General features: G+C 35.5%; 20 protein-coding genes. 12 read left to right on the plus strand and 8 right to left on the minus strand.

Features of this window, described 5'->3' with window-relative positions:
- Positions 1-175: 175 nt before the first annotated feature.
- From atpB to DIT68_RS07830, 7 genes are all read left to right on the plus strand, one after another.
- Entirely contained in the window at positions 176-1,285 is a 1,110-nt protein-coding gene (gene atpB / locus DIT68_RS07800; RefSeq protein WP_109359239.1) for a F0F1 ATP synthase subunit A, read from the plus strand.
- A 32-nt stretch (positions 1,286-1,317) separates the two neighbouring features.
- Positions 1,318-1,521, plus strand: a complete 204-nt coding sequence (gene atpE, locus DIT68_RS07805; protein WP_109359240.1) for an ATP synthase F0 subunit C — start codon at positions 1,318-1,320, stop codon at positions 1,519-1,521.
- A gap of 83 nt (positions 1,522-1,604) precedes the next feature.
- A complete protein-coding gene (locus DIT68_RS07810; protein ID WP_109359241.1) occupies positions 1,605-2,099 on the plus strand; it encodes a F0F1 ATP synthase subunit B in 495 nt (164 codons plus the stop codon).
- Positions 2,100-2,104: 5 nt separating this feature from the next.
- Positions 2,105-2,638, plus strand: a complete 534-nt coding sequence (gene atpH / locus DIT68_RS07815) for an ATP synthase F1 subunit delta (RefSeq protein WP_109359242.1) — start codon at positions 2,105-2,107, stop codon at positions 2,636-2,638.
- Between the two features lie 34 nt (positions 2,639-2,672).
- The gene (gene atpA / locus DIT68_RS07820) at positions 2,673-4,247 is read left to right on the plus strand and encodes a F0F1 ATP synthase subunit alpha (protein ID WP_109359243.1); all 1,575 of its coding nucleotides are present in this window, start codon (positions 2,673-2,675) and stop codon (positions 4,245-4,247) included.
- 35 nt (positions 4,248-4,282) lie between these two features.
- A complete protein-coding gene (atpG, locus tag DIT68_RS07825; RefSeq protein ID WP_109359244.1) occupies positions 4,283-5,161 on the plus strand; it encodes an ATP synthase F1 subunit gamma in 879 nt (292 codons plus the stop codon).
- 684 nt (positions 5,162-5,845) lie between these two features.
- Positions 5,846-7,561: a SulP family inorganic anion transporter gene (locus DIT68_RS07830; protein WP_109359245.1), complete on the plus strand. Its 1,716-nt coding sequence runs from the start codon at positions 5,846-5,848 to the stop codon at positions 7,559-7,561.
- A 261-nt stretch (positions 7,562-7,822) separates the two neighbouring features.
- Here DIT68_RS07830 and DIT68_RS07835 read toward each other — a convergent pair whose 3' ends face one another.
- From DIT68_RS07835 to DIT68_RS07850, 4 genes are read right to left on the minus strand one after another with little or no spacing between them, the layout of a single operon-like run.
- Complete coding sequence (locus DIT68_RS07835) at positions 7,823-9,703, minus strand: LTA synthase family protein (RefSeq protein ID WP_109359246.1); 1,881 nt, start codon at positions 9,701-9,703, stop codon at positions 7,823-7,825.
- A 33-nt stretch (positions 9,704-9,736) separates the two neighbouring features.
- Positions 9,737-10,009, minus strand: a complete 273-nt coding sequence (locus DIT68_RS07840; RefSeq protein WP_109359247.1) for a hypothetical protein — start codon at positions 10,007-10,009, stop codon at positions 9,737-9,739.
- Entirely contained in the window at positions 10,006-10,308 is a 303-nt protein-coding gene (gatC, locus tag DIT68_RS07845; RefSeq protein WP_109359248.1) for an Asp-tRNA(Asn)/Glu-tRNA(Gln) amidotransferase subunit GatC, read from the minus strand. The genes DIT68_RS07840 and gatC overlap by 4 nt, the downstream gene beginning before the upstream one ends.
- Before the next feature lie 26 nt (positions 10,309-10,334).
- A complete protein-coding gene (locus DIT68_RS07850; protein WP_109359249.1) occupies positions 10,335-11,081 on the minus strand; it encodes a lysophospholipid acyltransferase family protein in 747 nt (248 codons plus the stop codon).
- 102 nt (positions 11,082-11,183) lie between these two features.
- Between DIT68_RS07850 and trpS the strand changes: the two genes are divergently transcribed.
- Entirely contained in the window at positions 11,184-12,155 is a 972-nt protein-coding gene (gene trpS / locus DIT68_RS07855; RefSeq protein ID WP_109359250.1) for a tryptophan--tRNA ligase, read from the plus strand.
- A gap of 184 nt (positions 12,156-12,339) precedes the next feature.
- On the opposite strand, the gene DIT68_RS07860 is transcribed toward trpS, so the two are convergent.
- Positions 12,340-14,172, minus strand: a complete 1,833-nt coding sequence (locus DIT68_RS07860) for a sodium:solute symporter family protein (protein WP_109359251.1) — start codon at positions 14,170-14,172, stop codon at positions 12,340-12,342.
- Positions 14,173-14,619: 447 nt separating this feature from the next.
- Between DIT68_RS07860 and DIT68_RS07865 the strand changes: the two genes are divergently transcribed.
- The 4 genes from DIT68_RS07865 to DIT68_RS07880 all read left to right on the plus strand — a co-directional run bounded on the left by DIT68_RS07865 (position 14,620) and on the right by DIT68_RS07880 (position 18,767).
- Entirely contained in the window at positions 14,620-15,669 is a 1,050-nt protein-coding gene (locus tag DIT68_RS07865) for a hypothetical protein (RefSeq protein ID WP_109359252.1), read from the plus strand.
- A gap of 529 nt (positions 15,670-16,198) precedes the next feature.
- Positions 16,199-16,666 (plus strand): thioredoxin-dependent thiol peroxidase, encoded by a 468-nt coding sequence (gene bcp / locus DIT68_RS07870; RefSeq protein ID WP_109359253.1) that lies wholly within the window; start codon positions 16,199-16,201, stop codon positions 16,664-16,666.
- Positions 16,667-16,800: 134 nt separating this feature from the next.
- A complete protein-coding gene (recA, locus tag DIT68_RS07875; protein ID WP_109359254.1) occupies positions 16,801-17,838 on the plus strand; it encodes a recombinase RecA in 1,038 nt (345 codons plus the stop codon).
- 134 nt (positions 17,839-17,972) lie between these two features.
- The gene (locus DIT68_RS07880) at positions 17,973-18,767 is read left to right on the plus strand and encodes a Rossmann-fold NAD(P)-binding domain-containing protein (RefSeq protein ID WP_109359255.1); all 795 of its coding nucleotides are present in this window, start codon (positions 17,973-17,975) and stop codon (positions 18,765-18,767) included.
- Between the two features lie 350 nt (positions 18,768-19,117).
- Here the strand turns inward: DIT68_RS07880 and DIT68_RS07885 are convergent, their stop codons facing one another.
- From DIT68_RS07885 to DIT68_RS07895, 3 genes are read right to left on the minus strand one after another with little or no spacing between them, the layout of a single operon-like run.
- A complete protein-coding gene (locus DIT68_RS07885; RefSeq protein WP_109359256.1) occupies positions 19,118-20,782 on the minus strand; it encodes an MBOAT family O-acyltransferase in 1,665 nt (554 codons plus the stop codon).
- Positions 20,783-22,201, minus strand: coding sequence for a GDSL-type esterase/lipase family protein (locus tag DIT68_RS07890; protein ID WP_109359257.1), 1,419 nt, complete (start codon positions 22,199-22,201; stop codon positions 20,783-20,785).
- Positions 22,182-23,627, minus strand: a complete 1,446-nt coding sequence (locus DIT68_RS07895; RefSeq protein WP_109359258.1) for an SGNH/GDSL hydrolase family protein — start codon at positions 23,625-23,627, stop codon at positions 22,182-22,184. The genes DIT68_RS07890 and DIT68_RS07895 overlap by 20 nt, the downstream gene beginning before the upstream one ends.
- Positions 23,628-23,656 lie beyond the last annotated feature (29 nt).

Genomic DNA, 23,656 nt, shown 5'->3' on the forward strand with positions numbered 1-23,656 from the left:
ATATATTTGGGCGTTTTGTAGGGGCGTTTTGCAAATCGCCCATAAAAACCGCCCATTTCAACAATCATCACCCAAAAAAAAACTGAAACAATAAAAAAAGTATTGACTTTTGGAAAAGAATATATACCTTTGCACCCAAATTTGAACAGAACGATTCATTTTCAAAGTGATTATAATGTTGAATACGACGCTTAAAGCATTTGTTTGGATGGTAGTACTGCTACTGTCAACGCCAGTTTTTTCAAGTTCATCTGCAGAGGGTGAGCCAGTAGATGTTACAGGAATGATAATGCATCACATTAAAGATGCGCATGAGTGGCACATTTTATCCTACCCTAATGAGAACGGTGTTAAGCAGCACGTTTCTGTTCCTTTACCAATAATCTTAATAGATGGTGGGGTTAAGGTTTTTTCTTCGAAAAGATTTTATCATGAAGATGCACCAATCGAAATTGTAACGCCGGAAGGCAATAAGGATCATTATTACGCAAATCCTGAGTTAGGATATGGTATTTTTCATGAGACGATTTACAAGCTTAACGATAGCGGACAATTAGACTTCAACGCAGAAGGATATCCAACTAACGCTAAGCCTTATGATTTTTCAATTACTAAGCATGTTTTTACATTAATTTTCTCTTCAATTTTGTTGTTCATCCTGTTAAAAGCTGCTGTAAAGTCATATAAGAATGATGGTTTACACCCGCCAAGAGGAATAGCAAGATTCGTTGAGCCGATTGTAGTTTTTGTTCGAGATGACATCGCCAAAGAAAATATCGGAGAGGCGAAGTATAAAAAATACATGCCTTACCTTTTGACAGCATTCTTTTTTATTTGGATCAACAACATGTTAGGTTTAATTCCAATTTTTCCAGGTGGAGCTAACTTAACTGGAGATATTAGTTTTACTTTAACCTTGGCTGCAATTACAATGTTGGTAACAGTGTTTTCAGGAAACAAACATTACTGGGGTCACATTTTTGCAACACCAGGAGTTCCTTTTTGGTTATTACCAATTATGATTCCGGTAGAGATTGTTGGGATATTCGCTAAGCCATTCGCATTGATGGTACGTTTGTTTGCTAACATTACTGCAGGACACATTATTATATTATCTTTAACAGGAATTATTTTCACGTTCGGAAGTGCGGCGTGGGCAGGTCTTTCAATTCCAATGTCATTATTCTTATTGGTGTTGAAATTGTTGGTTGCTTTTTTACAAGCCTTCATTTTTACAATGTTGTCGGCACTCTTCATTGGAGGAGCGGTAGCTGAAGAACATTAATTAATTAGTAATCTTTATAAAAACAAATAGTTATGACTGGATTAGCTGCTATAGGAGCTGGAATCGCTGTACTAGGTGCAGGGATGGGAATTGGTAAAATTGGAAGTTCAGCAATGGACGCAATGGCTCGCCAACCCGAAGCTGCATCTAAGATTCAAACTGGAATGATCATCTCTGCTGCCCTTATTGAAGGTGTTGCATTGTTTGGTGTTGTTGTTGGTTTGCTTCAAGGATAGAATTAAGAAGCTTAATCTCCGCGCAACGGTTGGTTGTGCGGAGATTATTTAAAAAGATTATTTTAAAGAGAAATTATTAAGAAATGGATTTAATTACACCAGATTTAGGATTAGTATTTTGGACAGGTTTGACCTTCATCATCCTCATGTTCATTTTAACGAAGTTTATTTGGAAGCCAATTATGGCAGCTGTAAACAATCGTGAGGAAAACATACAGGAGGCCTTGGACATGGCGAAAAAGACCAAAGCTGAGATGGAGAAGTTGCAAACACAAAATGCCAACTTGTTGAAAGAAGCAAGAATCGAACGTGATGAGATGATCAAAGAGGCTAAGGTGACTAGTGATGGTATGATTGATGCAGCAAAAAAGAAGGCACAAATTGAAGCGGATAGAATTGTAGAAAACGCAAGAATATCTCTTGAAGCTGAGAAAAATGCCGCAGTTGCTGAATTGAAAAATCAAGTGGCAACAATCGGTTTAGAAATTGCTGAAAAAATTCTTCGTCAAGAACTTTCTACTGATGAGAAGCAAAAGCAATTGGCAGAGAGTTTTGCTAAAGACATCAACTTAAACTAAGAACAATGGAAGGATTGAAGGTAGCAAGTCGTTATGCACAGTCTCTTATCGAGTTGGCAGATGAAAAGCAGGTAACAGATGCTGTGTTGAAAGATATGGAGTTTTTGTTAGCGACTACAAATGACAACAGAGACTTCCACGTGTTTTTGAATAGTCCGTTAATTAATGCGGACAAAAAGAATGATGTTTTCAACAAGTTATTCGGAGGTTTTCAGGAAATTAGCAAAAAGTTTATTCATTTGTTAACAAAGAATAAGCGAGAAATGATTTTGCCTATAATAGCAGAAGAGTTTATTGCTAAGTTGAATGTTATTCGCGGAATTGTACCAATGACGATCACGTCTGCTGTAAAGTTAGACGCCAAGGTTAAAGATACAATACTTGAAAGGTTGAACAAAAGCATTAAGGGTTCAATTGAACTAACAGAGAAAGTTGACGAATCACTTATTGGAGGATTTGTAGTAAGGATGGGAGATACGCGTGTTGATGCGAGTATTGCACATCAATTGAATGAAATGAAACAACGTTTAATACGATAATTTAACGCCTGTCGTTAATATAAAGTTTAAAAATATGGCAAATATAAAACCAGCAGAGGTTTCTGCAATATTAAGAGAAGAGTTATCAGGATTTAAAACTGAAGCTGAACTTCAAGAAGTTGGTACCGTTCTTACAGTAGGAGATGGTATCGCACGTATTTACGGATTAGGTGGTGTTCAATACGGAGAGCTTATTGAGTTCGACGGTGGACTTCAAGGAATTGCCCTAAACTTAGAGGAAGATAACGTAGGAGCTGTACTTTTAGGTGCTTCAACTCAAGTTAAAGAGGGAGATACGGTTAAACGTTTAGGTAAAATTGCCTCTGTACAAGTAGGTGAAGGTATCGTTGGTCGTGTTGTTAATACACTTGGTCAACCTATCGACGGTAAAGGTAAAATTGAAGGTGAATTGTTCGAAATGCCAATTGAACGTAAAGCGCCTGGAGTAATTTTCCGTGAGCCGGTTACAGAACCAATGCAAACTGGAATTAAGTCTATTGACTCAATGATTCCAATTGGTCGTGGACAACGTGAGTTGATTATTGGTGATCGTCAAACAGGGAAAACTACTGTTGCAATTGACGCAATTATCAATCAAAAAGAATTTTATGACGCAGGAAAACCTGTGTACTGTATATATGTAGCTATTGGTCAAAAAGGATCAACTGTTGCAGGTATTGTTAAGAAATTAGAAGAGGCTGGTGCAATGGCGTATACAACTGTTGTGGCATCTAACGCTTCGGACCCTGCACCAATGCAATATTTTGCACCATTTACGGGAGCAGCCATTGGAGAGTATTTCCGTGATACGGGTCGTCCAGGATTAATCGTTTTTGATGATTTATCTAAACAAGCCGTAGCATACCGTGAGGTTTCATTATTGTTACGTCGTCCTCCAGGACGTGAGGCCTACCCTGGTGATGTATTTTACCTTCACTCAAGATTGTTAGAGCGTGCTGCAAAGGTGATTAACGATGATAGTATTGCTTCTCAAATGAATGATTTACCAGAATCATTGAAAGGGAAAGTAAAAGGTGGTGGTTCTTTAACTGCGCTTCCAATTATCGAAACGCAGGCAGGTGACGTTTCTGCATACATCCCAACAAACGTAATTTCGATTACAGATGGTCAAATTTTCTTAGAGTCAGATTTGTTCAACGCAGGTATTCGTCCAGCAATTAACGTAGGTATCTCTGTATCACGTGTTGGAGGTTCAGCGCAAATTAAATCAATGAAGAAAGTTTCTGGAACATTGAAGCTAGACCAAGCACAATACCGTGAGTTAGAGGCTTTCTCTAAATTTGGTTCTGACCTTGATGCGGCAACTAAAAATGTACTTGATAAAGGAGTTCGTAACGTTGAGATTCTTAAACAAAACGAGGGAGATCCCTTCACTGTTGAAAGACAAGTTGCGATTATCTACGTTGGATCTAAAGGTTTAATCCAGAATGTTCCAGTTGAAAAAGTTAAAGCTTTCGAAATTGAATATTTGGATTTCTTAGATGCTAAGCATAAGGATCTAATGAACCAACTTAAAGCAGGTAAATTAACTGAAGAAATTACAAATACTTTAACTAAAGTAGCTAAAGAAATTGCTTCAAAATATTAATCTTTCTTTACAGAAAGTGAATTGAATTTAAAGGAATGGCGAATTTAAAGGAAATAAAAAATCGTATTACTTCTATCTCTTCAACGATGCAGATCACACAAGCCATGAAGTTGGTTTCTGCTGCGAAATTGAAGAGAGCATTGGATGCAATTACACAGTTGCGCCCTTATGCAGATAAAATCCAAGAAATTCTTGGAAACGTAAGTGCTACGCTTGATCTTTCTGAAAATAGATACGCAGAACAAAGAGAAGTTAAGAATGTGCTCATCATTGGGGTTTCATCTAACAGGGGGCTTTGTGGTGGTTTCAACAATAACATTACCAAAAAAGTAAATGAGCTTTTGGCGAATGACTTGAAAGGAAAGAATGTTGAATTACTTGCTATTGGTAAAAAGGTAAATGATTCTTTCAGAAATGCTGGGATCATTAATCGTCCAGAAAAGTTAAGTGATGCTACTGCAATTTTTGATGATCTTACGTTTGATCACGTTTCTGATTATGCACAATATGCGATGGATTCCTTTATCGAAGGAAAGTATGATCAAGTTATTGTGGTGTACAATGAATTTAAGAATGCTGCTGTACAAATCGTTCGTGACCAACAATTGTTGCCAATCATTCCTTCTTCTGTAGAGGACAATGGGAGTGAAATTGGAGACTACATTTTTGAACCATCGAAATTGGAAATCATTGGAGATTTGATTCCTAAGTCATTAAAGCTGCAATTGTTTAAAGCTGTTTTAGATTCAAATGCATCAGAGCATGGAGCGAGAATGACGGCAATGCACAAAGCAACAGATAATGCTAGCGAGTTACAACGCGATCTCAAGTTACAATACAATAAAGCGCGTCAAGCCGCCATCACAAACGAAATCCTAGAAATCGTTGGTGGTGCTGAAGCGTTGAATGGTTAGGAATAAGTATGAATGAGGAACGGCTTTAGCCCTGAATGGAGTTAATTTTGAATTCACATTTCGTTAAAATACAATATTAAAAAAGAGGTTTTTCGCAAGAAAAGCCTCTTTTTGGTTTTTACCCAGTGTGGGTGCGTGGAAAAAAGCTTGCATTCTTTGCATGCCTAACCTGTCTTTCTTGTGGTGTTTGTTTAAAAAGGTTGGTACTGTGTCTTGCCCTACCAGGGCATGCATGCATAGTGTAAACGCCTACCATGTTCCTCATGTGGCTTGTGTTTAAAAAGGTTGGTACTGTGTCTTGCCCTACCAGGGCATGCATGCATAGTGTAAACGCCTATCATGTTCCTCATGTGGCTTGTGTTTAAAAAGGTTGGTACTTTGCAAGCTTGCCCTACTAGGGCAAGCTTACAAAGTTACTTTTAATATAGTTTCAAAAATGAGGGAGAAAAATAATGGCGCAGAGGGCCATTATTTTTCTCCCTCATTTTTGAACTTTAAACCTTTCAGTGGGCTATTTTATTTATGGTTATACCTTTCACCCTTTTTTTTGCTCGCAAAAAGGGAAATAGCTCCCGACGAACTCCTATTTTATTTAAGTAATATTTATTACATAAATTATGTGGAATACTTTCTATCTTTGTAAATTGTAGATTTATCATTATAATCCAACAACACAAGGCATAAATGCAATTTAAATTTCCATTCTTTCAGCAACTTAAGACTTACAACGGTAAAACATTTACTCAAGATCTAATTGGGGGTTTAACTGTTGGTGTAATGCTGATTCCTCAAGGGATGGCTTATGCCTATCTGGCGGAAATTCCACCGGTTTATGGTCTTTATGCTTCTATTGTGCCTTTGATTGTTTATATGCTACTTGGAACTTCTATTTATGCTGCCATCGGACCGGCAGCTTTAACCTCTTTGCTGGCCTATTCTGGATTAAATCATGCCGGAATTACTGACCCTGATGAGTTTTTGAATGCGGTTTTAGTCATCGCTTTACTTTCTGGCCTCATTCAATTTTTAATGGGAGTTTTTCAACTGGGGAAAATTGTGAATTTTATCTCTAAGCCGGTGTTGAAGGGCTTTATTTTTGGTGCGGCATTAACCATTTTCTTGAGTCAGCTGAAAAGTGCAACAGGAATTAAAATAGACGCACATGGTTCGATTGACACTCTGACAGCGCTGGTTTCTAACGTTTCGTCCCTTAGTTTTTACACGGTTCTAATTTCTGGTTTGTCCATTGCCTATTTGTTTTACATGAAGCGATTTAGTAAGAAAATTCCAAATCAATTGATTGTAATGCTAATCACATTGTTCATTATTTACTTCTTTAATACAGACGATTCTGGAGTGTCAATTCTTGGAACAATTCCTGAAGGATTACCAAGTTTTTCTATGCCGTATTTCGATTGGGAGTTAGTGAAATTGCTCTTGCCAGCAAGTATAACAATTGCATTTATTTCTTTTGTGGAAGTATATGCCATCGGTGTGTCATTAGAGGATAAGAAAGACCAAGGTAATTTGAGACCAAATCAGGAATTAATTGCATTGGGTTTATCTAAATTTATAGGTTCATTCTTTTTAGCGTATCCAACTTCATCAAGTTTTTCTCGTTCCGCAGTAAATAAACAAGGAGGAACAAAAACGAATGTTTCAACTGTGTTTACCGTTGCTTTAATTATTCTAACGCTTTTATTTTTAACACCATTTTTCTACTTTCTTCCTAATGCGGCCTTGGCAGCAATTATTATAGTTGCTATCATAGGGTTAATGGATTTTAAATATTATAAAAACCTTTGGAAAATAGATAAAAGAGACTTTTTAATGTTTGCGGTAACCACATTAGTTACTTTCTTGATTGGTGTTCAGGAGGGAATCATAACGGGTGTAATATTCTCAATTATGTCTCTAGTTTATGCTATTTCATTTCCACACACTGCCGAAGTTGGCCTAGTAAGAGGCTCTTTAGATACTTTTAGAAACGTAGCCCGCTATTCTGAAACTGATGTAGAAGATGAAATTTTAATATTCAGATTTGATGCTGCATTAACATTTGCCAATGTACCGCATTTTGTAAAAAAACTCAATGCCTACGAATCCAAAAAGGAGAATCTAAAATATGTAATTATTGATGCGAATTCCATAGATTCTATCGACACAACATCCTTAGATACTCTAAAGGAATTGGCAGAAAAGTATAAGCAAAGCGATATTCGAATGATAATTACCTGTTTGAAAGGGCCGGTGAGAGATCAATTTAAGAAAACTGACATGTTTAAGACCTTAGGAGAGGACAATTTCTTCCCAAGTGTTTCTGAGGCTTTGCGGGATATTAAAGGAGAACAAAGATTGGTTGATCCTAAAATTGCATTTCAAGCGAATCCACCAAAATAATTACGAATTGTAGATTTCAAATTACTTTAACTGTTAATAAATTAGATTTTCATCTTTTGAATCTTTGTCTTCGATTTCATTGACTTTTCTAATTTCATTGCCTTAGACAAACTCATTCAAAGAAGCTTAACCCCTTGACTAAGCCTGTCGAAGGCAACGCATCTAACGGAGATTCTGTTCCCTTCCTTCTATCAAAAAATCACTAAAACGAAGTCCAAATCTAAAAATTCGTAATTGTAAGATTCCTAATTCGTAATTGAATCAAAGCGCTTCATACTCCTCATACAACAATTGCATCAAAGCATTACACCTTTCCCTCTCCTTACTCAAAACATCAGCATCAAAGGTATTCACGATATATTTTTGATAATCCAAGTGAAAAGTAAACTGACCTTTTGGAGTTACCCAACCAAAACCTCTCGTTGTCGTATGTAAAGCAAATTCGGGAACATTCGGATTCAATAAATCTTTACTCCAAGGATAATCATTTCCGGTGTCTACTTTCATTTGATACATTAAAGTTGCTGCAATATCTGCTTGCGAACCTACTTTGTCAATTACCATTCCTCGGGCTGAATCTTTTAAGGCCGGGCCATATAAAAGCAAAGGAATTCTGTAAAATTCTGAATCGTTTGGGTTGGTAACATAAGGAGAAGCATGACCATGATCTGCAACAATCACAAATAAGGTGTTTTCGTGCCAATCTTGTTTTTTAGCATCTTCGATAAAGTCAGCGAGACATTGATCTGCATATATCACAGAATTCATAAAATTCTTTTCTGCACCTTCCCATTTAGGCTTGTTGTGACCAGGAAAGTCATAAGGCGAATGCGTGCTTCCGGTGAATGCACATTCAATAAACGGTTCTTCTTGCTGATTTACTTTTTCTAAGAACATTTTGAATAAATCCTCATCATAATAATTCAGTTTTCCCTTTTTTAATCCTGAAGGAAAATCAGATTCATCTTGAATTCTTTCAAAACCATGATCTGTGAAATAACTGTCGATATTTCCGTATTTTAAATCTCCACTAAATAAGTATCCGGCAGTATATCCTCTTGGTTTAAGACTTTGGTTGAGCGATTTTAACTTTCTGTGCTTAAAAGGCTGCATAGAAATTGAAATTTCTGGTAAGGCTGGATAACCTGAAAAAATACTAGAATTTCCAATTTCTGAAGTGCTTCCCGTAGAGTATAAATTGGTAAACAAAACTCCTTCTTTCGAAAGTTTGTCAAATTCTGGAGTCGCTCCGGGTTTTCCCGTAAAAGGATTGCTGATTGTTGATGTCCAGCTTTCTAGAATAACAAAAACTAGATTAGGCGAAGTGTTTTCTAAAATATAAATGTCATGCTCTTTTTCATAAGTCAAGAAATCATTAAGAAGAACTTCAATTTTTTCATCATCGTAATCACTCAAGTATTCGCCAATATTAGAACGTTTGAAGAGCAAAAAGCTTTTTCCAAAAAAGTAAGGTGAATTCACCGAAATGTCGTTAACAATGTATTTTTTTGAGAAATAGGCTGCATCAATATTAATGGGAATCTGCTGAACTCCTCCACGTGCAAAAACGAAATAAACACCCAATAAAATGGGTAATGTTGGAAGGAAAAGCACGATTTTCGCCCATAATGGACTTTGTTTTACAGTAAACTTCTCTTTTTTCAGAAGCCATTTCATGATTTTCCAACCAAAGACAACTTCTAAAATCAGGTAGAAGACAAACCAGAAAGTCATGCTGTAATCTGCAGTTCTAAAAACTTCGTCCGGATTTCCTAAATGCATAAAAACCCGTGAAGTAAGTTTATGATTCCATTCTCCGTATGCATTAATTTCGCCTGCATGAATCATAGAAACTAGAATCAGCTCAGTGATTACAACAACTTTGAAAATGATAAAAAGAAACTTCTTTTGAAATACAATATAACTCAGGATAAAAATAAGCGGAATGGCGCTTAAATAAGCTCCCATAGAAATATCTAATCTTATCGAATGGAAAAACACTTGAATCCACTCCCAAAAGGAGGAATCTGAAAGTTTTGGGAGGTTGTGAATAGAGAAGAGTATTCTTTGAAAATCGAAAACTAAAATCCAAAAAAGCAGCAATAATAAGAACGCTAAACCTGTTTTTTTAAAGATTTTCATTGGAATATTCGATAAAATGTGAAAAGGGGAGTTTTACAAATCTGGATTAATCTCTAAGGATTGACACTCTGCTGCTCTTTTGTGCAATTCTGCGGGAGACATCTCTTGAAAAGGTGCGCAAAGGCTATCGTATTTTGCTTTAGCGCTATTCAAACTATCTTCCCCAGCTTGTGTAGGCGCACGATTAAAGAATGAAGCTGAAATTTTATTCACATCTTCTCCTGCTTCAACGCAATCACAAAGCGGTTGATTATTGCTGCAAGAAACAAATAAAGTAAGAAGTAGTAAGAGACTTAATATTTTCATTCATCTAAGGTTTTGTCCAAAACTTTTGGAATTCTAAAGTAATCAGAATCTTTTTTAGGAGCATTTCTCAAAGCTTCTTCATGCGTAATAGTTTGTTGTGGCACATCTTCACGCAAAACATTCACACCTTCAGACATAAAAACAAGCGGCTCCACATTATCAGTGTCAATTTCATTGAGTTTACCCATGAAATCAATGATGTTATCCATATCATTTTTTATGGCAACTTTATCTTCCCCTGTGAAAGAAAGTCTCGCCAAATGAGCAATGTGATCGATTAATTCGTCTTTAATTTCCATTTTGATTCAAAATTATAAATGCAAAATTAGTCATTTTTTTGCGGTAAATAAGAATCAATCACTTGATATGTTCTTTCTTTGATTGTATTGACTTCTTCTGATTGTATTTCCTCGGCTTCAATCATTTCATGGAATTGAATTTTTGCCAAACCTGGCATTGCTGGATTACAAAAATTATCGGGGTCAGAAAAGAGTTTGAAGTGATTAATGAAGGTTATGGGAAGTATGGCGCATGAGCTTGATTTTGCCAATTGAAAAGCGCCGTCTTTAAAAGGTGCCAATTGGGGAGCACAATTTGGAATTCCTCCTTCAGGAAATATTACGATGCTCCAGCCATTTTTTAAAGCTTTTTTGGCTTGAATAAATGCTTTCGCTGAGCGAATGCTGCTGCTTCTGTCAACAGGAATATTTAATTTCTTGAAGAATGTTTTAACCAAAGGATATTTTAAAATTTCACTCTTTCCCATAAATATGAATTTTTGCTGTGGTAAAACACTGTACAAAATGAATATGTCTAAATACGAAGTGTGATTAGCAACAATAATGTATGGATTATCACTTTTTGGTGGTCTTCTGTTGTGTTCGACCGCATAGAAACACATTATTCTAACGCATCTCGACCAAGCAACGTTAATTTTAAAGCTAAGGTGATGTAGGTTTTTAAATGAAAGTACAAGTAACAAAGGAGGGTAGAATAGGAGTAGGGTTAACCCAAACACCACCCCGATATATAGCTTCCATGCATAGTAAAATATTCCTTGAATGTACTTCATCTTGTTTTTAATACCCACCAAATATAAATAATTTGCTTAGGTCTTCAACAAAAGATTATTTTTGTGGGTAACTATTTTTTACACACAAAAATCAGTTTTATTATGACACGTGTTTTAACAGGGGTACAAAGTACCGGGGTTCCTCATTTAGGAAATTTATTAGGAGCAATTTTGCCAGCAATCAATATGGCAAACAATAGCGATAATGAATCATTCTTGTTTATTGCGGATTTACATTCATTGACATCAATTAAAGATGGAGAAACATTAAGCAACAATACTTACGGAGTTGCTGCAGCTTGGCTTGCACTGGGACTGAACCCAGAGAAAACAGTTTTTTACCGTCAAAGTGATGTGCCAGAAACAACTGAACTGACGTGGTATTTAATGTGTCATTTTCAATATCAAAGATTAACACTTGCACATTCTTTCAAAGACAAAGCAGGAAGAACAAGCGATATTAATGCTGGATTATTTAATTATCCAATGTTGATGGCGGCAGATATTTTATTGTACGATGCAAATGAAGTTCCTGTAGGAAAAGATCAATTGCAGCACATAGAGATGACAAGAGATGTTGCTCAAAAACTAAATACGAGCGTTGGAAAAGACGTTCTAGTTATTCCTGAAGGCGTTATTGATGAAGAATCGAAATTGATTCCTGGAACTGATGGTGGAAAAATGAGTAAGTCGAGAAATAATTTCATTAATATCTTTTTGCCAGAAAAAGCATTGAGAAAGCAAGTGATGAAAATTGAAACAGACAGCACGCCAATGGAAGATCCAAAAGACCCTGAAACGTGTAATGTTTATGCAATCTACAAGCTCTTAGGTAGTCAAGAGCAAATTCAAGCTTTGGGAGATAAATATCGTGCTGGAAACTTTGGATATGGTCATGCAAAACAAGCACTTTTTGAACTAATCATCGAGAAATTTAAAGTTGAACGTGAGAAATTCAATTATTTCATGGAAAACAAAGATGAAGTAGATAGTATTTTGAGTGCTGGAGCAGATAAAGCAAGAAAAGTAGCGCGACAAACTTTGTACAGAGTAAGAAGAGAGTTAGGATATTGATTTAGTAATACTTAATTCCGCAACCGAATTGCTTGATTGAAGGACATAATGTTGGTATACCAAGGAATATTTCCTTTGTTGATTTACAGTGCTTTTTATTACAGTGCTTTGATTGCGGAATTAATACTTATTAAATGCTACTGGCAAATAAGTTGAATTTTTGCTGATCTTTCGCTAATGACTATTAAAAAGCTTTCCCCTTCATTTTTCGCCATAAATACAGTAAAATAATTCCTGCAACTACCGTAATTGATAAAAATATCGCTGCGTTTCCGTATTCACCGTAAATTACTTTTCCTGTGGTGAATAGACTTCCATAAACCAATATAGTTCCTGCCATTACTGCAAGAATTCCTGTTGGAACAGACCACTCTTCTTTGCTTGTGATAAGTTCAATATTTTCACTTTTAGCTTGGTCAATAATTTTTTTCCAGCCTGGTCCTCCGGGTTGTGTTTTCTGATAGAAATTGTACAATACTTTCTTGTCTTCTTTTGGAGTGATGAAAGTGGCGATGAGCCAACAAATTGTTGTAAAAAGAACCACAAATGGATATTGAAGCCAAGATTCAAAAACACCTTCTTGGAAAGTTCCATCTGTTAAATTTCCACCAAATAAGTAAACTCCTAGAGAGGTAAAATTGAGTAAAATCGAGATGATTCCAGAAACAAACATCGCTGTAATTTCGCTCCAAGCATTTATTCTCGACCAAAACCAACGCAAAATAAATACCAATCCTGTTCCTGCTCCAAACATGATAATGATGTCGAAAAGCTGCAAGGCATTGTTCAATAATAAAGCAAGAATTGCACTAATTATAAACAACAAAATAGTAGAACCACGACCTACCCTAACCAATTCTTTTTCAGAAGCATTTTTATTGATGTGTTGACTATAGAAATCATTTACAATGTATGAAGAACCCCAATTCAAATGTGTAGAAATTGTTGACATATAAGCAGCGCCCAACGAAGCCAAAACCAATCCTAGAAGTCCAGCAGGAAGCATTGTTAGCATTGCAGAATACGCTAAATCTTGACCCAATTTACTTTCTTCTACATTTGGAAAGGCCGCTTGAATACTTGCAATGTCTGGGAAAATAACGAGTGAAGCCAATGCAACGATAATCCATGGCCACGGACGCAACGCATAATGCATTACGTTAAAAAAGAAGGTAGCTCCAACGGCATGATTTTCATCTTTAGCCGCCAACATTCTTTGTGCGATATATCCACCTCCACCAGGCTCAGCACCGGGAAACCAAGAGCTCCACCATTGAACTGCTAATGGAATAATAAGAATACTTATGAATTTTTCTTTATCGCTCCAATTCGGCACTAAATCGATTTTATTTTTAACATTTTCGTGAGTAATTAATTCTGTTAAACCTCCAACCTCTGGCAGATTCACCAAGTAATAAGCCGCTCCAATAGAACCTGCCATTGCCACAAAAAACAAAAGGAAATCGGAATAAATTACTCCTCTAAATCCTCCTATTGCGCTAAATAAAACGGTAATTGTTCCTGCGATTCCGACCACCTCATAAGAAGAAAGTCCGAGCATAACTTGCCCAATTTTAATGGCTGCAAGCGTTACTGCTGCCATTGCTAATACGTTGAAAGCTAATCCCAAATAAATTGATCTAAAACCACGTAAGAATTTTGCTGGAGCACCGCCGTAGCGCAATTCATAAAATTCCATGTCTGTTTCTACATTAGATCTTCTCCATAATTTCGCATAAACGAAAACGGTAAGTAACCCCGTAATTAAGAAAGCCCACCAAACCCAGTTTCCAGAAACTCCATCATTTCTCACAATATCTGTTACCAAATTTGGCGTATCTGTAGAAAAGGTTGTGGCCACCATAGAAAAACCGAGCAACCACCAAGGCATATTTCTGCCAGACAAAAAGAACTCGGTACTGTTTTTTCCTGATTTTTTGGACACCACAACTCCAATCGCAATTACTGCAAGAAAAATGAAAATGATTATTCCGTAATCTAAAGCTGTTAATGTCATAGTGTTGTTGTCTGCTGCTTGATTGAAATTGATTTAAAAAAGCACTCAGTTTTAATTGGGTTAAAATTAGAATTTATTTTGTGGTGGGCTAATGAAGGTGAGTGTTATTTTGAAAATTGAGCTGTATTGGTACGCGGATGACGCAGATCTCCGAACGCAGTTTTAGGCGGATTTTCATGCAAAACTCTAAATATCACACTAATGGTCCGAGTGTTAAGATTGAATGTAAAATTAAGTTTTGTAATAAATGCATTATACCTAATTCACAAGAAAATATTTTAATAGTCAACCATGTAAATTATACTCAAATTACTTGTTATTTGATTTACCCAACCAGTGGTTGGAGATTTGTTCTCATCACTATTCCAATACATTATCACCGTAATCTTTAAAAAGTATATCTTTGGTTTGAGAACAGAATTCTGATTTTACATAAAAAATAAATCCATGAAAATGACTTTCACTAATATTTCAAAAGCTGCTGCGGTCTCGTTCATCCTGATTTTTCAAACCAAAATTCATGCGCAAGAAAACTATTTAATTCATGATGAGGTTTTCACTGAACAGAGCATAACTTTCAATGAAAATGATGAAATATCCTATCTTATTAACTCCACAAATTTTGATATAAATAAACCAACGGCTATTTATTTTAATGGTTCCTTGCCAGTTCCATTGATTATAGAATGGAAAAATGGAAGTTTAGGAATGATTCCATTTTCGTATTTTAATTTCAGTAAATTTCTTGAACGTTTTAATCTTATTTTAGTATCTAAACCCTTTGTTCCTGTTTATGCTAAAGAATCGGATTTAGTTAATTCAGAATACGTTCCTGATATAAGTCAACCAGAATTGGTGGATTCAAACTTTGTGAAATCTAATAATTTGTATTATCTCGGAAAAAGAGGAGATTTTCTTGTTAATTCGTTGGTGAAAAATAAAGTGATTAATTCGAATCGGATTTTAACCATTGGTCACTCGCAAGGCGGATTGGAGGCGATTAGAGTTGCGAGTTTGAACAAATATGTGACAGATGTCGTAATGTTAGCATCGGCACCTTACGGAAGAACTCAACATGTTGCAAATGATTTCTATTTAAAATATTTACAGGGAGAAATTGATTTTAAAACCTACCAGAAATATAAGGGAGAAATGCACCAATATATACGTGAAGGAAAAGTTCAAAAAGACAATTCAGACAAGAATTTTAAAGAGTCCATTTTAAGTTTTGAAGAACATAGTTTTAAGGATATGATGGCAACAAAAGCGAATATCCTTTATATTTCAGGAACGGAAGATATTGCTGGGCTGTATGCTGATCAAGTTGTGATTGATGCTATTCTTAATGGAAAAAACAATGTTCAATCTAAGCTTTATGAAAATGCAGAACATAGTTTTTACAAAGTTGAATCTACGGGAAAAGTGAATTACGAAATCGACTATTGGGAGGAGGTTTTTGATGATGTTTTGGAATGGTTTGATGGGAATGGGGAATAGTTTTTCGAATTTTTAAATGCCATATTCCGATTGAATACTCATTCTTTCTCACAATCAATAATCCCAATCTCCCTTTTTTCCTACCATTCGATGGAAAAAGAACTAATCCCCTGGCTTAATCCCTCACGATTTATTTGGAACAAGTTATTCAAAGAATTAACCGATTCGAAAACCTAAACTTAACTCAACTAATGCTAATTTATACTAGTGTTGCAGTCATTCTTGAAAGGGAGAACATTTCTACATCCTCAGTCAGTTGACTGAAGGGACCGAGGGAGAGGACTCCGAAATTTAAATTTATCTTTTCATAATTTTCTACTTATACCAAAATTTATTTCCAATTATTCCTCCTCATCTCATTTATTTCACTATCTTAATAATAGAGCGCTTAGAAAAAGTACCAAATCAAACATAAAACCGCTTACTGTGTTTTTAATTTGAAAATAATTTAGAAAATTGACGATAATCAAAATAAAGTTATTACATTTGATTATAATATTGTCAACAGAATGTTTAAAATAATATCAAAATGACGAATTTACAAAAAGGAGATGTTGCTCCAAGTTTTACAGGAAAAGATCAAAACGGAAAAGAAATTTCACTTTCTGACTATAAAGGAAAAAAGGTGGCGTTATACTTTTACCCTAAAGACATGACACCAGGTTGTACAAATCAGGCTTGTAACTTGAGAGATAATTATGCTGAACTGGAAAAAGAAGGCGTTGTTATTTTAGGTGTAAGCCCAGATGCTGAAGCTCGTCACCAAAAGTTCATTGAAAAATATGATTTACCTTTTCCTTTGATTGCAGACACAGAGCATGAACTAATTAATGCTTATGGTATTTGGGGACCAAAGAAATTTATGGGAAAAGAATATGATGGATTACACAGAACAACATTTTTAATTAACGAAGATGGAAAGATTCATGACGTAATTAAAAAGCCTAAAACCAAGGCACATGCGGAGGAAATTACAAAAAGTTTTGAAGCAGAATAACAAGCCCCTTAAAAATTTAAAATCAGCAACTTGAGACTAAAATAGAAAAGAATAAATCAACCAAATCACAATAATTTTACCAGAACGTAAAAAGATTACGTTCTGCACACCTAAATTTGCTAAAAATAAACGATATGGCAGAAGTTAAGAAAACAAAAGAAAAAGCTAAAGTAAATGAAGATAAGCTAAAAGCGCTTCAACTTACAATGGACAAAATGGACAAGACCTATGGGAAAGGTTCAGTAATGAAACTCGGTGATGGAGCCGTTGAAGATATAGATGTTATTTCTTCAGGATCTGTTACTTTAGACATCGCGCTTGGCGTAGGTGGATTTCCAAAAGGTCGAGTTATAGAAATATATGGTCCTGAATCATCAGGTAAAACAACTCTAGCGATTCACGCAATTGCTGAGGCACAAAAGAAAGGCGGAATTGCAGCATTTATTGATGCAGAGCACGCATTTGACCAGTTTTACGCAAGAAAATTAGGCGTTGATACAGACAATCTGATTATTTCTCAGCCAGACAACGGTGAACAAGCATTAGAAATTGCGGATAATCTTATTCGCTCAGGAGCAATTGACTTGTTGGTTGTCGATTCAGTAGCAGCACTTACTCCAAAAGCAGAGATTGAAGGAGAAATGGGAGATAGTCAAATGGGACTGCAAGCACGATTGATGTCCAAAGCATTGCGTAAATTGACGGGTTCTATAAACAAAACAGGAACATGTTGTATTTTCATTAATCAGTTGAGAGACAAGATTGGTGTAATGTTCGGAAACCCTGAAACAACAACAGGAGGAAATGCATTGAAATTCTACTCTTCTGTACGTGTTGACATTCGTCGCTCTAGTCAAATTAAAGATGGTGACGAAGTAATTGGAAACAGAACCAAAATTAAGATTGTAAAAAACAAAGTAGCGCCACCATTTAGAAAAGCAGAATTCGACATTATGTATGGAGAAGGTATTTCTAAAGTTGGTGAAATATTAGACCTAGGAGTTGATCTAAACATCATCAAGAAAAGTGGTTCTTGGTTCTCTTACGGAGAGACTAGGTTAGGTCAAGGACGAGATGCAGTAAAACAAATCATTGCAGACAACGATGAAATGATGGTTGAACTCGAAGATAAAATTAAAGAAGCTCTTGCTGCCGCAAAGGAGCAAGCGTAATTGCATATCGTTTATGTGAAAGGTGTGGAGAGATCCACACCTTTTTTTTGGTTTGTTATAGTTTGTAAAATCAACTCAAAATCAAGACGATTATCCTTAGTTTAGCAGAGGATTAAGATTAAAAACATAAAAAAATGAGCAAAAACATATACGGTGTAGTAGGATGCGGATGGCTTGGACTTCCAACAGCGAAAAAATGGATTCAAGAAGAAAAAACGGTTCATGGAACTACAACTTCTAAAGACAAAATTGAAAGCTTAGAAAAAGTTGGAATTAATGCTCACATTTTAGACAGTGAAAAGAGCAATGAAGAAACAAAGTGGCTTTCTGAGTTGGATTATATTTTACTCAATATTCCACCATCAAGTTTGAAGGAAGAATATGGCAACTTCATGCTGAAAATTGTAAAACAATTAAAACCACCGGCTAAAATAATCTTCATCAGTTCTACTTCTGTTTATGCGAATAATAATCAAGAGGTAACAGAAGCATCAGAATTAGAAGGAACACGAAGAAACTCTGCCTATTTGATTGATGCCGAAAAAATGCTAGAAGAATTTGCTAAAGAAAGACTCACAATTATTCGCTTTGCAGGACTGGTTGGTGGAGATCGAAACCCTGCTAAATACATGACAGGAAGAACTATTAGTGGAGGCAATGATCCAGTTAATTTAATTTACCAAGATGATTGCATAGGAATAATCGACCACATCATTAATAATTCAATTTGGGGAGAGGTTTTTAATGGTTCAGCAACGGTTCATCCCACAAAAAAGGAATACTACACTTTCGCAGCGAAGCAATTGAATATTGAACCACCAACTTTTGATGGCGAAAATAAAGATTATAAAATCATTGATGGGAATAAAATAGCTGAGAAGTTTGGGTATGAATATAAGTACGCCAATCCTTTTGATTTTCCTGATTAAGTAATAAAAAATTAAAAATTGAAGGATTCTATATCCGTGAATAAGGACTTCGTTCTCCAGTAAGATCCTTTAATCATCAAAAATCAGAGATTTTTATTGATTAAAGGATGACATTGTAACAGTTGTTTGGAGTGAAAAAAGGGGAATAAAAAAGATGATGCGCAGCATCATCTTTTTTATTCCCCTTTTTTCAAAACACCCCCACACATTGGATGTCATCCTCCGAAAATTCCTTCCCAATAAGTTGGGAAGAAATTTTCGTAGGATCTTTTTTGTGTTAAAACCAAATTAAAATGATTGACTTCCATCAATAAAAGATTTGAATCAATTTGCGATTCTCTAGTAAGCAACTAAAAATAGAAATACACAAAATGCTTCGACGTATCGGCCACCAGCTGATAAATTCCAATCACAAAAACACAACTCGTTACGATTTGCATTGCGAAAGAAGATTTTGAGAATCGATTTTCTAACCACGTTTCATTTCTTTCTGGAAGCCAATGAAGAATCATTCCTAAAACTAAAATGATTAAAGGAATTGAAAAAGTGCTGCACATTAAAAGAAAAGCATCGATGTTAAAATGGAATTTTGAGACCATGTGGTTGAAATAATCAAAAGGTTCGGATTTCCCTTCTACCCTAAACCAAATTCTGGCGATGGTCATGAAGGTAAAGGTTGAAAAAATCTTCCAAGCCCTCACCAACCAATGATTCAATTGTTCATAAGGTGAGATTTTCTTCCAATGGTTGTAAAAGACCAGTCCTAAACCATTCAGCGCTCCCCAAACCAAATAATTCTGATTGGGATTGTGCCACAAACCTCCAACCACCATGGTAATCATGAGGTTCATATCTCGATAAATGATCTTTTTTGCATGCGGAAATAACCATAGAACAGTGAAATATATAGCGATAAATGCCACTAGCGCATATAAAAGCCAGAACCATTTCGTAAAGAAAAACAAGAATAAAAAAATGATGGATATTGTGGTAATTGACGCTAAACCTCCAGTTCTATTCCCACCTAAAGGAATATATAAATAACTTTTCCACCATTTACCGAGTGAAATATGCCACCTTCTCCAAAATTCAGCGGTGTTTAATGATTTGTAAGGCGAATTGAAGTTCTTCATTAATTTGAATCCCATTAATCGCGCTACACCTGTGGCCATATCGGTATATCCTGAGAAATCTCCGTAAATTTGAAGTGAATAAGCGAAAATAGCTACCAAACTCACAAATCCTGGATAAGATTCAGGGGAGTCTACAATTTTATCAATGAAATGAACGGCGATATAATCTGCTAAAACTAGCTTCTTGAAAATTCCTTTTAAAATTTGAAAAATTGCCCATCCAAATTCGTCTTTATTTAAAGAATATGGTTTAGAAATTTGAGGAACAAACTCTTTTGCACGAACAATTGGACCTAAAATTAAATGAGGGAAAAAGGAAATAAAGAAGGAGTAATGAAATACATTTTTGATTGGTGGAACTTCTTTTCTATAAACATCTACGATATATCCAATAGAACTAAAAGTGAAAAACGAAACTCCAGCAGGCAAAAGTAATCGACCAAAAATATCATTTGCTCCATAAGCACTAAATCCATTTTTGAAATAGGAAATCATGTTAAAGACTTCGTAATCGGTATGAAAAAAATCGTTGAAGGAGCTCGTAAAGAAATAGGCATATTTGAAATAAGCCAAAACAAAAATATTCAGAATAACAGCAATCGCCAAAACTACTTTTCGAGATGTTTCCTTGGTTTGGGCCGCGATTAAATGTCCAAAACTATAGTTGGAAGCCAAAGCAAAAACAAGAATAAAAACAGAAAGTCCGGATGTTTTATAGTAGAAGAATAAACTAACTGCCGTAAGGTAAATACTTCGAACCAACTTGTTTTTGTGCAGGAATGAAAAGAAAATCATTACTACTAAAAAGAACAACCAGAAATCTAACCTCGAAAAGGTCAAATCAACAGAAGCCAAAGAAAAAACATCGAGCAATCGTTGCATTTATTCCTTTTTTAATATTGTTACAGGAGGTTTATTCTCCATTTGTTCTATCCATTTTAAGAAAGCTTCAAAAAATAAATCGCCTTTTAAATGATAGCCATCGATTGAAAAATGGACCAAATCACCTTTCATTAATTTGTTGGTCGCCCAAGTTTTTGAAGAACCCAACTCTCCCATAATTCCATATAAATCCCAAACGGGAACTTGATATTTCTTCGCCAATTCAATAATTACTGTTCTTTCTCTATCCACATTTCTGTTGAGATATCTTCTTTTATAATAAGAATCGTTAGGAACAGTTAATAAAATTGCGCAATCAGGATTGGCCAAGAGTACTTTTTTCATCATTTTTTCTAAGTTCTCTTTATAAACCTGTGGGTCAAAGTCAGCATACGGAACGTTCGCATCATTTGTTCCCACAGAAAAAGCGAAAAAATCGGGTGGAGATTGTGACAATTGTTCAGTGAAGTTTTCATTGTCCAAATAAGTATACAATCCTGCTCCATTGATTCCTATCGCTGTGTAAGATATTCCAGGGTGTTTATTCATCAGTTGAAATCCATAGATAAATAGCGTCTTACTTTGAATGGAATCCGAAATTAAACTGTCGTTTTTCTTAATGAAATCGACTTCAAAAGAAACTAGCTCTTTCTTGAAATAAGTATCCGTGAATCCTAGTTCCTCGTTTGTAAATTGATGAAGAACAGGGTTGTTTACCGGATCATAGTTGATTTCATAAGGCATTTCTCCCTTGTTATGATAAACTCTTATGTGATCAATTGGCGGATTTTCATTGTTGCCCTTGTATCTAAATGCAAGGTTGATTTTCTTATCCGCACAGGCAATTGCCGCCCCTATTAAGCCATAATGGACAGAATCGTTTCGATGAATTACAGAGCGATAGCCTTTCCAGTCATTGTGAGAAGTAAACCCATAATTCCATGGATTGTTTGTACCCGCCATTTTAAAAGGAAAAACCCAAGCCCTCTCCCCTGGTAAATCATCCCAATAATTGAACAGATATTCTCTCATGTCATTGGTGTAAATATCTGCCTGAATGTGAGATCCGCCAATGTGATAAAAGTTCAATTTCCCAGATTTATTTTTCACCATTTGCTGAACATCAAAAAATAACTTTTCAAATGTTGGACTCTCTTTCGTATAAAACTGATAATGATTTTGATCGAAATTGATAAAAGGATATTGATTTTGAATAGAAGTATCAATTATTCCAAATAAATCATCGTTAAGGTATCCATTTAGAGAGTCGCTGTGTTTACTCAATTTTGACTTTGCTATTGAATCTAGTTTTTCTTCCGTCAAAAGCGAATCTTCTTCAACCACAGGAAGCTCCTGTCCGAAAAAATTGAACGTGAATAGTAAAAAAACAATGGCTATTTTAATTTTTTGTTGAATCATCTACTTTGGTTAATTTATTATACGATGTCATAAAAGCATCATAGAATTTTTGTGTTGCAATACTGGCTCCTTTTAAGGTAAAATGGACATGATCTTGGCTGGCTAAACCTTTTTCAACCCAAGCGGCCATTGCGTCTTCTCCTCCCATTGCGGCGTACATATCAAAATATGCTCCACCAATTTCCTTTGTCATTTTTCGCAATTCGTCCACATAAAAAGGCAGTAAAGGATAGGTTCTAAATTCTTCTTCGATAAGGGTTGACATATCACTTGGTCCAATAACAATAATCATCGCATTTGGTCTTAGGCGTTGAATGACATTTAATTGCCCTTTAAAATAACGAACAGTTTGAGCAACATCCGCAGAATCTTTGATATAAGGAACAGCATTTCCTCCAAATTGCATGATGAACAATTCTACATTTTGCTCATCATAAATTTGTTTTGCCAAAGTTTGGTCAATTTTCCCAAAAAAAGTTCCGCTAGAGCCTCTCATCGCAATATTGTCTACTTGCAATCCACCGTCTCCCTCCAAAGAATACCCCAAAATATGAGGACTAATTTTAGCTGTATATTCAAACTTCACCTTTCCTACTTCTCCTGGAAATGTATATTTAAATTTATGATATTTTCCATCTGGAATTAAAGAGTCTGATTTAACCAACTCTCCATTATTCCAAATTTTTAGTTCACAAGGCGAAAAGGCATCTGCATAATGCAAGGTGATACTTTTGTATCTTTTGGCTGTTCCATAAGCAAGTCTTCCTGGTTCAATTTCCATCCATGCAGTGGCTAATTTCAAACTGTCTAAACTTATAGAATCAGGATATTCTGGAGTAAATCTCCCCACAGAATTCATTATTCCATACCTTTTATTCGATAATTTTTGTCCTCCAAAATTGGTGTATCGCTGAAAGTTTTCTGAAACCGTTTGCGTATAAGAAATTGTTTCATACACGTTTACTGCAGGAATAAATCCAGGACCAGAACCACCAAATTGAGTTTGTAGCCTTTGTCTCAAAAATGCCGTTACTCGATCTCCTTCAATTTGTGAATCTCCATAGTGCAGAATCCTTGTTTTCTGGGAAATCCCCCCTTTGAGTTGATTTAAAAAAGCTGTAAACTTCTTTTTTCCCGATTCAGAATAAGACAGTAAATCTTCCTTGGTAAGCTTATAATTTTTTACTTTTCCTTCGGGCTCTTCAACTTCATCCACTATTGTTGTATCGATATCTATAAAAAGAGAGTCTAAGTTGACTTCCTTTCGTTTTTCGTTTTTTAGAAGTTTGGCTTCCGATAAAAACCGGAATTCATATCCAAAAATTTCTTTTCTTCCTTCGGGAACAGCATAGGTGATTGCACCCAATAAGATTAGGCAAAGCACTATAAACAAGACAATATGAAAAGGTTTATACGTTTTTTGCATCTCAACAAATGTAGCAAGGAAATTCCTGA

It is taken from the genome of Brumimicrobium oceani, assembly GCF_003143775.1.
GTDB classification, from domain to species: domain Bacteria; phylum Bacteroidota; class Bacteroidia; order Flavobacteriales_D; family Crocinitomicaceae; genus Brumimicrobium; species Brumimicrobium oceani.

Excerpts from the sequence above, each read along its gene's own strand:
- atpB (WP_109359239.1), top strand. The coding sequence starts at position 176 with ATGTTGAATACGACGCTTAAAGCATTTGTTTGGATGGTAGTACTGCTA.
- atpE (WP_109359240.1), top strand. The coding sequence starts at position 1,318 with ATGACTGGATTAGCTGCTATAGGAGCTGGAATCGCTGTACTAGGTGCA.
- DIT68_RS07810 (WP_109359241.1), top strand. The coding sequence starts at position 1,605 with ATGGATTTAATTACACCAGATTTAGGATTAGTATTTTGGACAGGTTTG.
- atpH (WP_109359242.1), top strand. The coding sequence starts at position 2,105 with ATGGAAGGATTGAAGGTAGCAAGTCGTTATGCACAGTCTCTTATCGAG.
- atpA (WP_109359243.1), top strand. The coding sequence starts at position 2,673 with ATGGCAAATATAAAACCAGCAGAGGTTTCTGCAATATTAAGAGAAGAG.
- atpG (WP_109359244.1), top strand. The coding sequence starts at position 4,283 with ATGGCGAATTTAAAGGAAATAAAAAATCGTATTACTTCTATCTCTTCA.
- DIT68_RS07830 (WP_109359245.1), top strand. The coding sequence starts at position 5,846 with ATGCAATTTAAATTTCCATTCTTTCAGCAACTTAAGACTTACAACGGT.
- DIT68_RS07835 (WP_109359246.1), bottom strand. The coding sequence starts at position 9,703 with ATGAAAATCTTTAAAAAAACAGGTTTAGCGTTCTTATTATTGCTGCTT.
- DIT68_RS07840 (WP_109359247.1), bottom strand. The coding sequence starts at position 10,009 with ATGAAAATATTAAGTCTCTTACTACTTCTTACTTTATTTGTTTCTTGC.
- gatC (WP_109359248.1), bottom strand. The coding sequence starts at position 10,308 with ATGGAAATTAAAGACGAATTAATCGATCACATTGCTCATTTGGCGAGA.
- DIT68_RS07850 (WP_109359249.1), bottom strand. The coding sequence starts at position 11,081 with ATGAAGTACATTCAAGGAATATTTTACTATGCATGGAAGCTATATATC.
- trpS (WP_109359250.1), top strand. The coding sequence starts at position 11,184 with ATGACACGTGTTTTAACAGGGGTACAAAGTACCGGGGTTCCTCATTTA.
- DIT68_RS07860 (WP_109359251.1), bottom strand. The coding sequence starts at position 14,172 with ATGACATTAACAGCTTTAGATTACGGAATAATCATTTTCATTTTTCTT.
- DIT68_RS07865 (WP_109359252.1), top strand. The coding sequence starts at position 14,620 with ATGAAAATGACTTTCACTAATATTTCAAAAGCTGCTGCGGTCTCGTTC.
- bcp (WP_109359253.1), top strand. The coding sequence starts at position 16,199 with ATGACGAATTTACAAAAAGGAGATGTTGCTCCAAGTTTTACAGGAAAA.
- recA (WP_109359254.1), top strand. The coding sequence starts at position 16,801 with ATGGCAGAAGTTAAGAAAACAAAAGAAAAAGCTAAAGTAAATGAAGAT.
- DIT68_RS07880 (WP_109359255.1), top strand. The coding sequence starts at position 17,973 with ATGAGCAAAAACATATACGGTGTAGTAGGATGCGGATGGCTTGGACTT.
- DIT68_RS07885 (WP_109359256.1), bottom strand. The coding sequence starts at position 20,782 with ATGCAACGATTGCTCGATGTTTTTTCTTTGGCTTCTGTTGATTTGACC.
- DIT68_RS07890 (WP_109359257.1), bottom strand. The coding sequence starts at position 22,201 with ATGATTCAACAAAAAATTAAAATAGCCATTGTTTTTTTACTATTCACG.
- DIT68_RS07895 (WP_109359258.1), bottom strand. The coding sequence starts at position 23,627 with ATGCAAAAAACGTATAAACCTTTTCATATTGTCTTGTTTATAGTGCTT.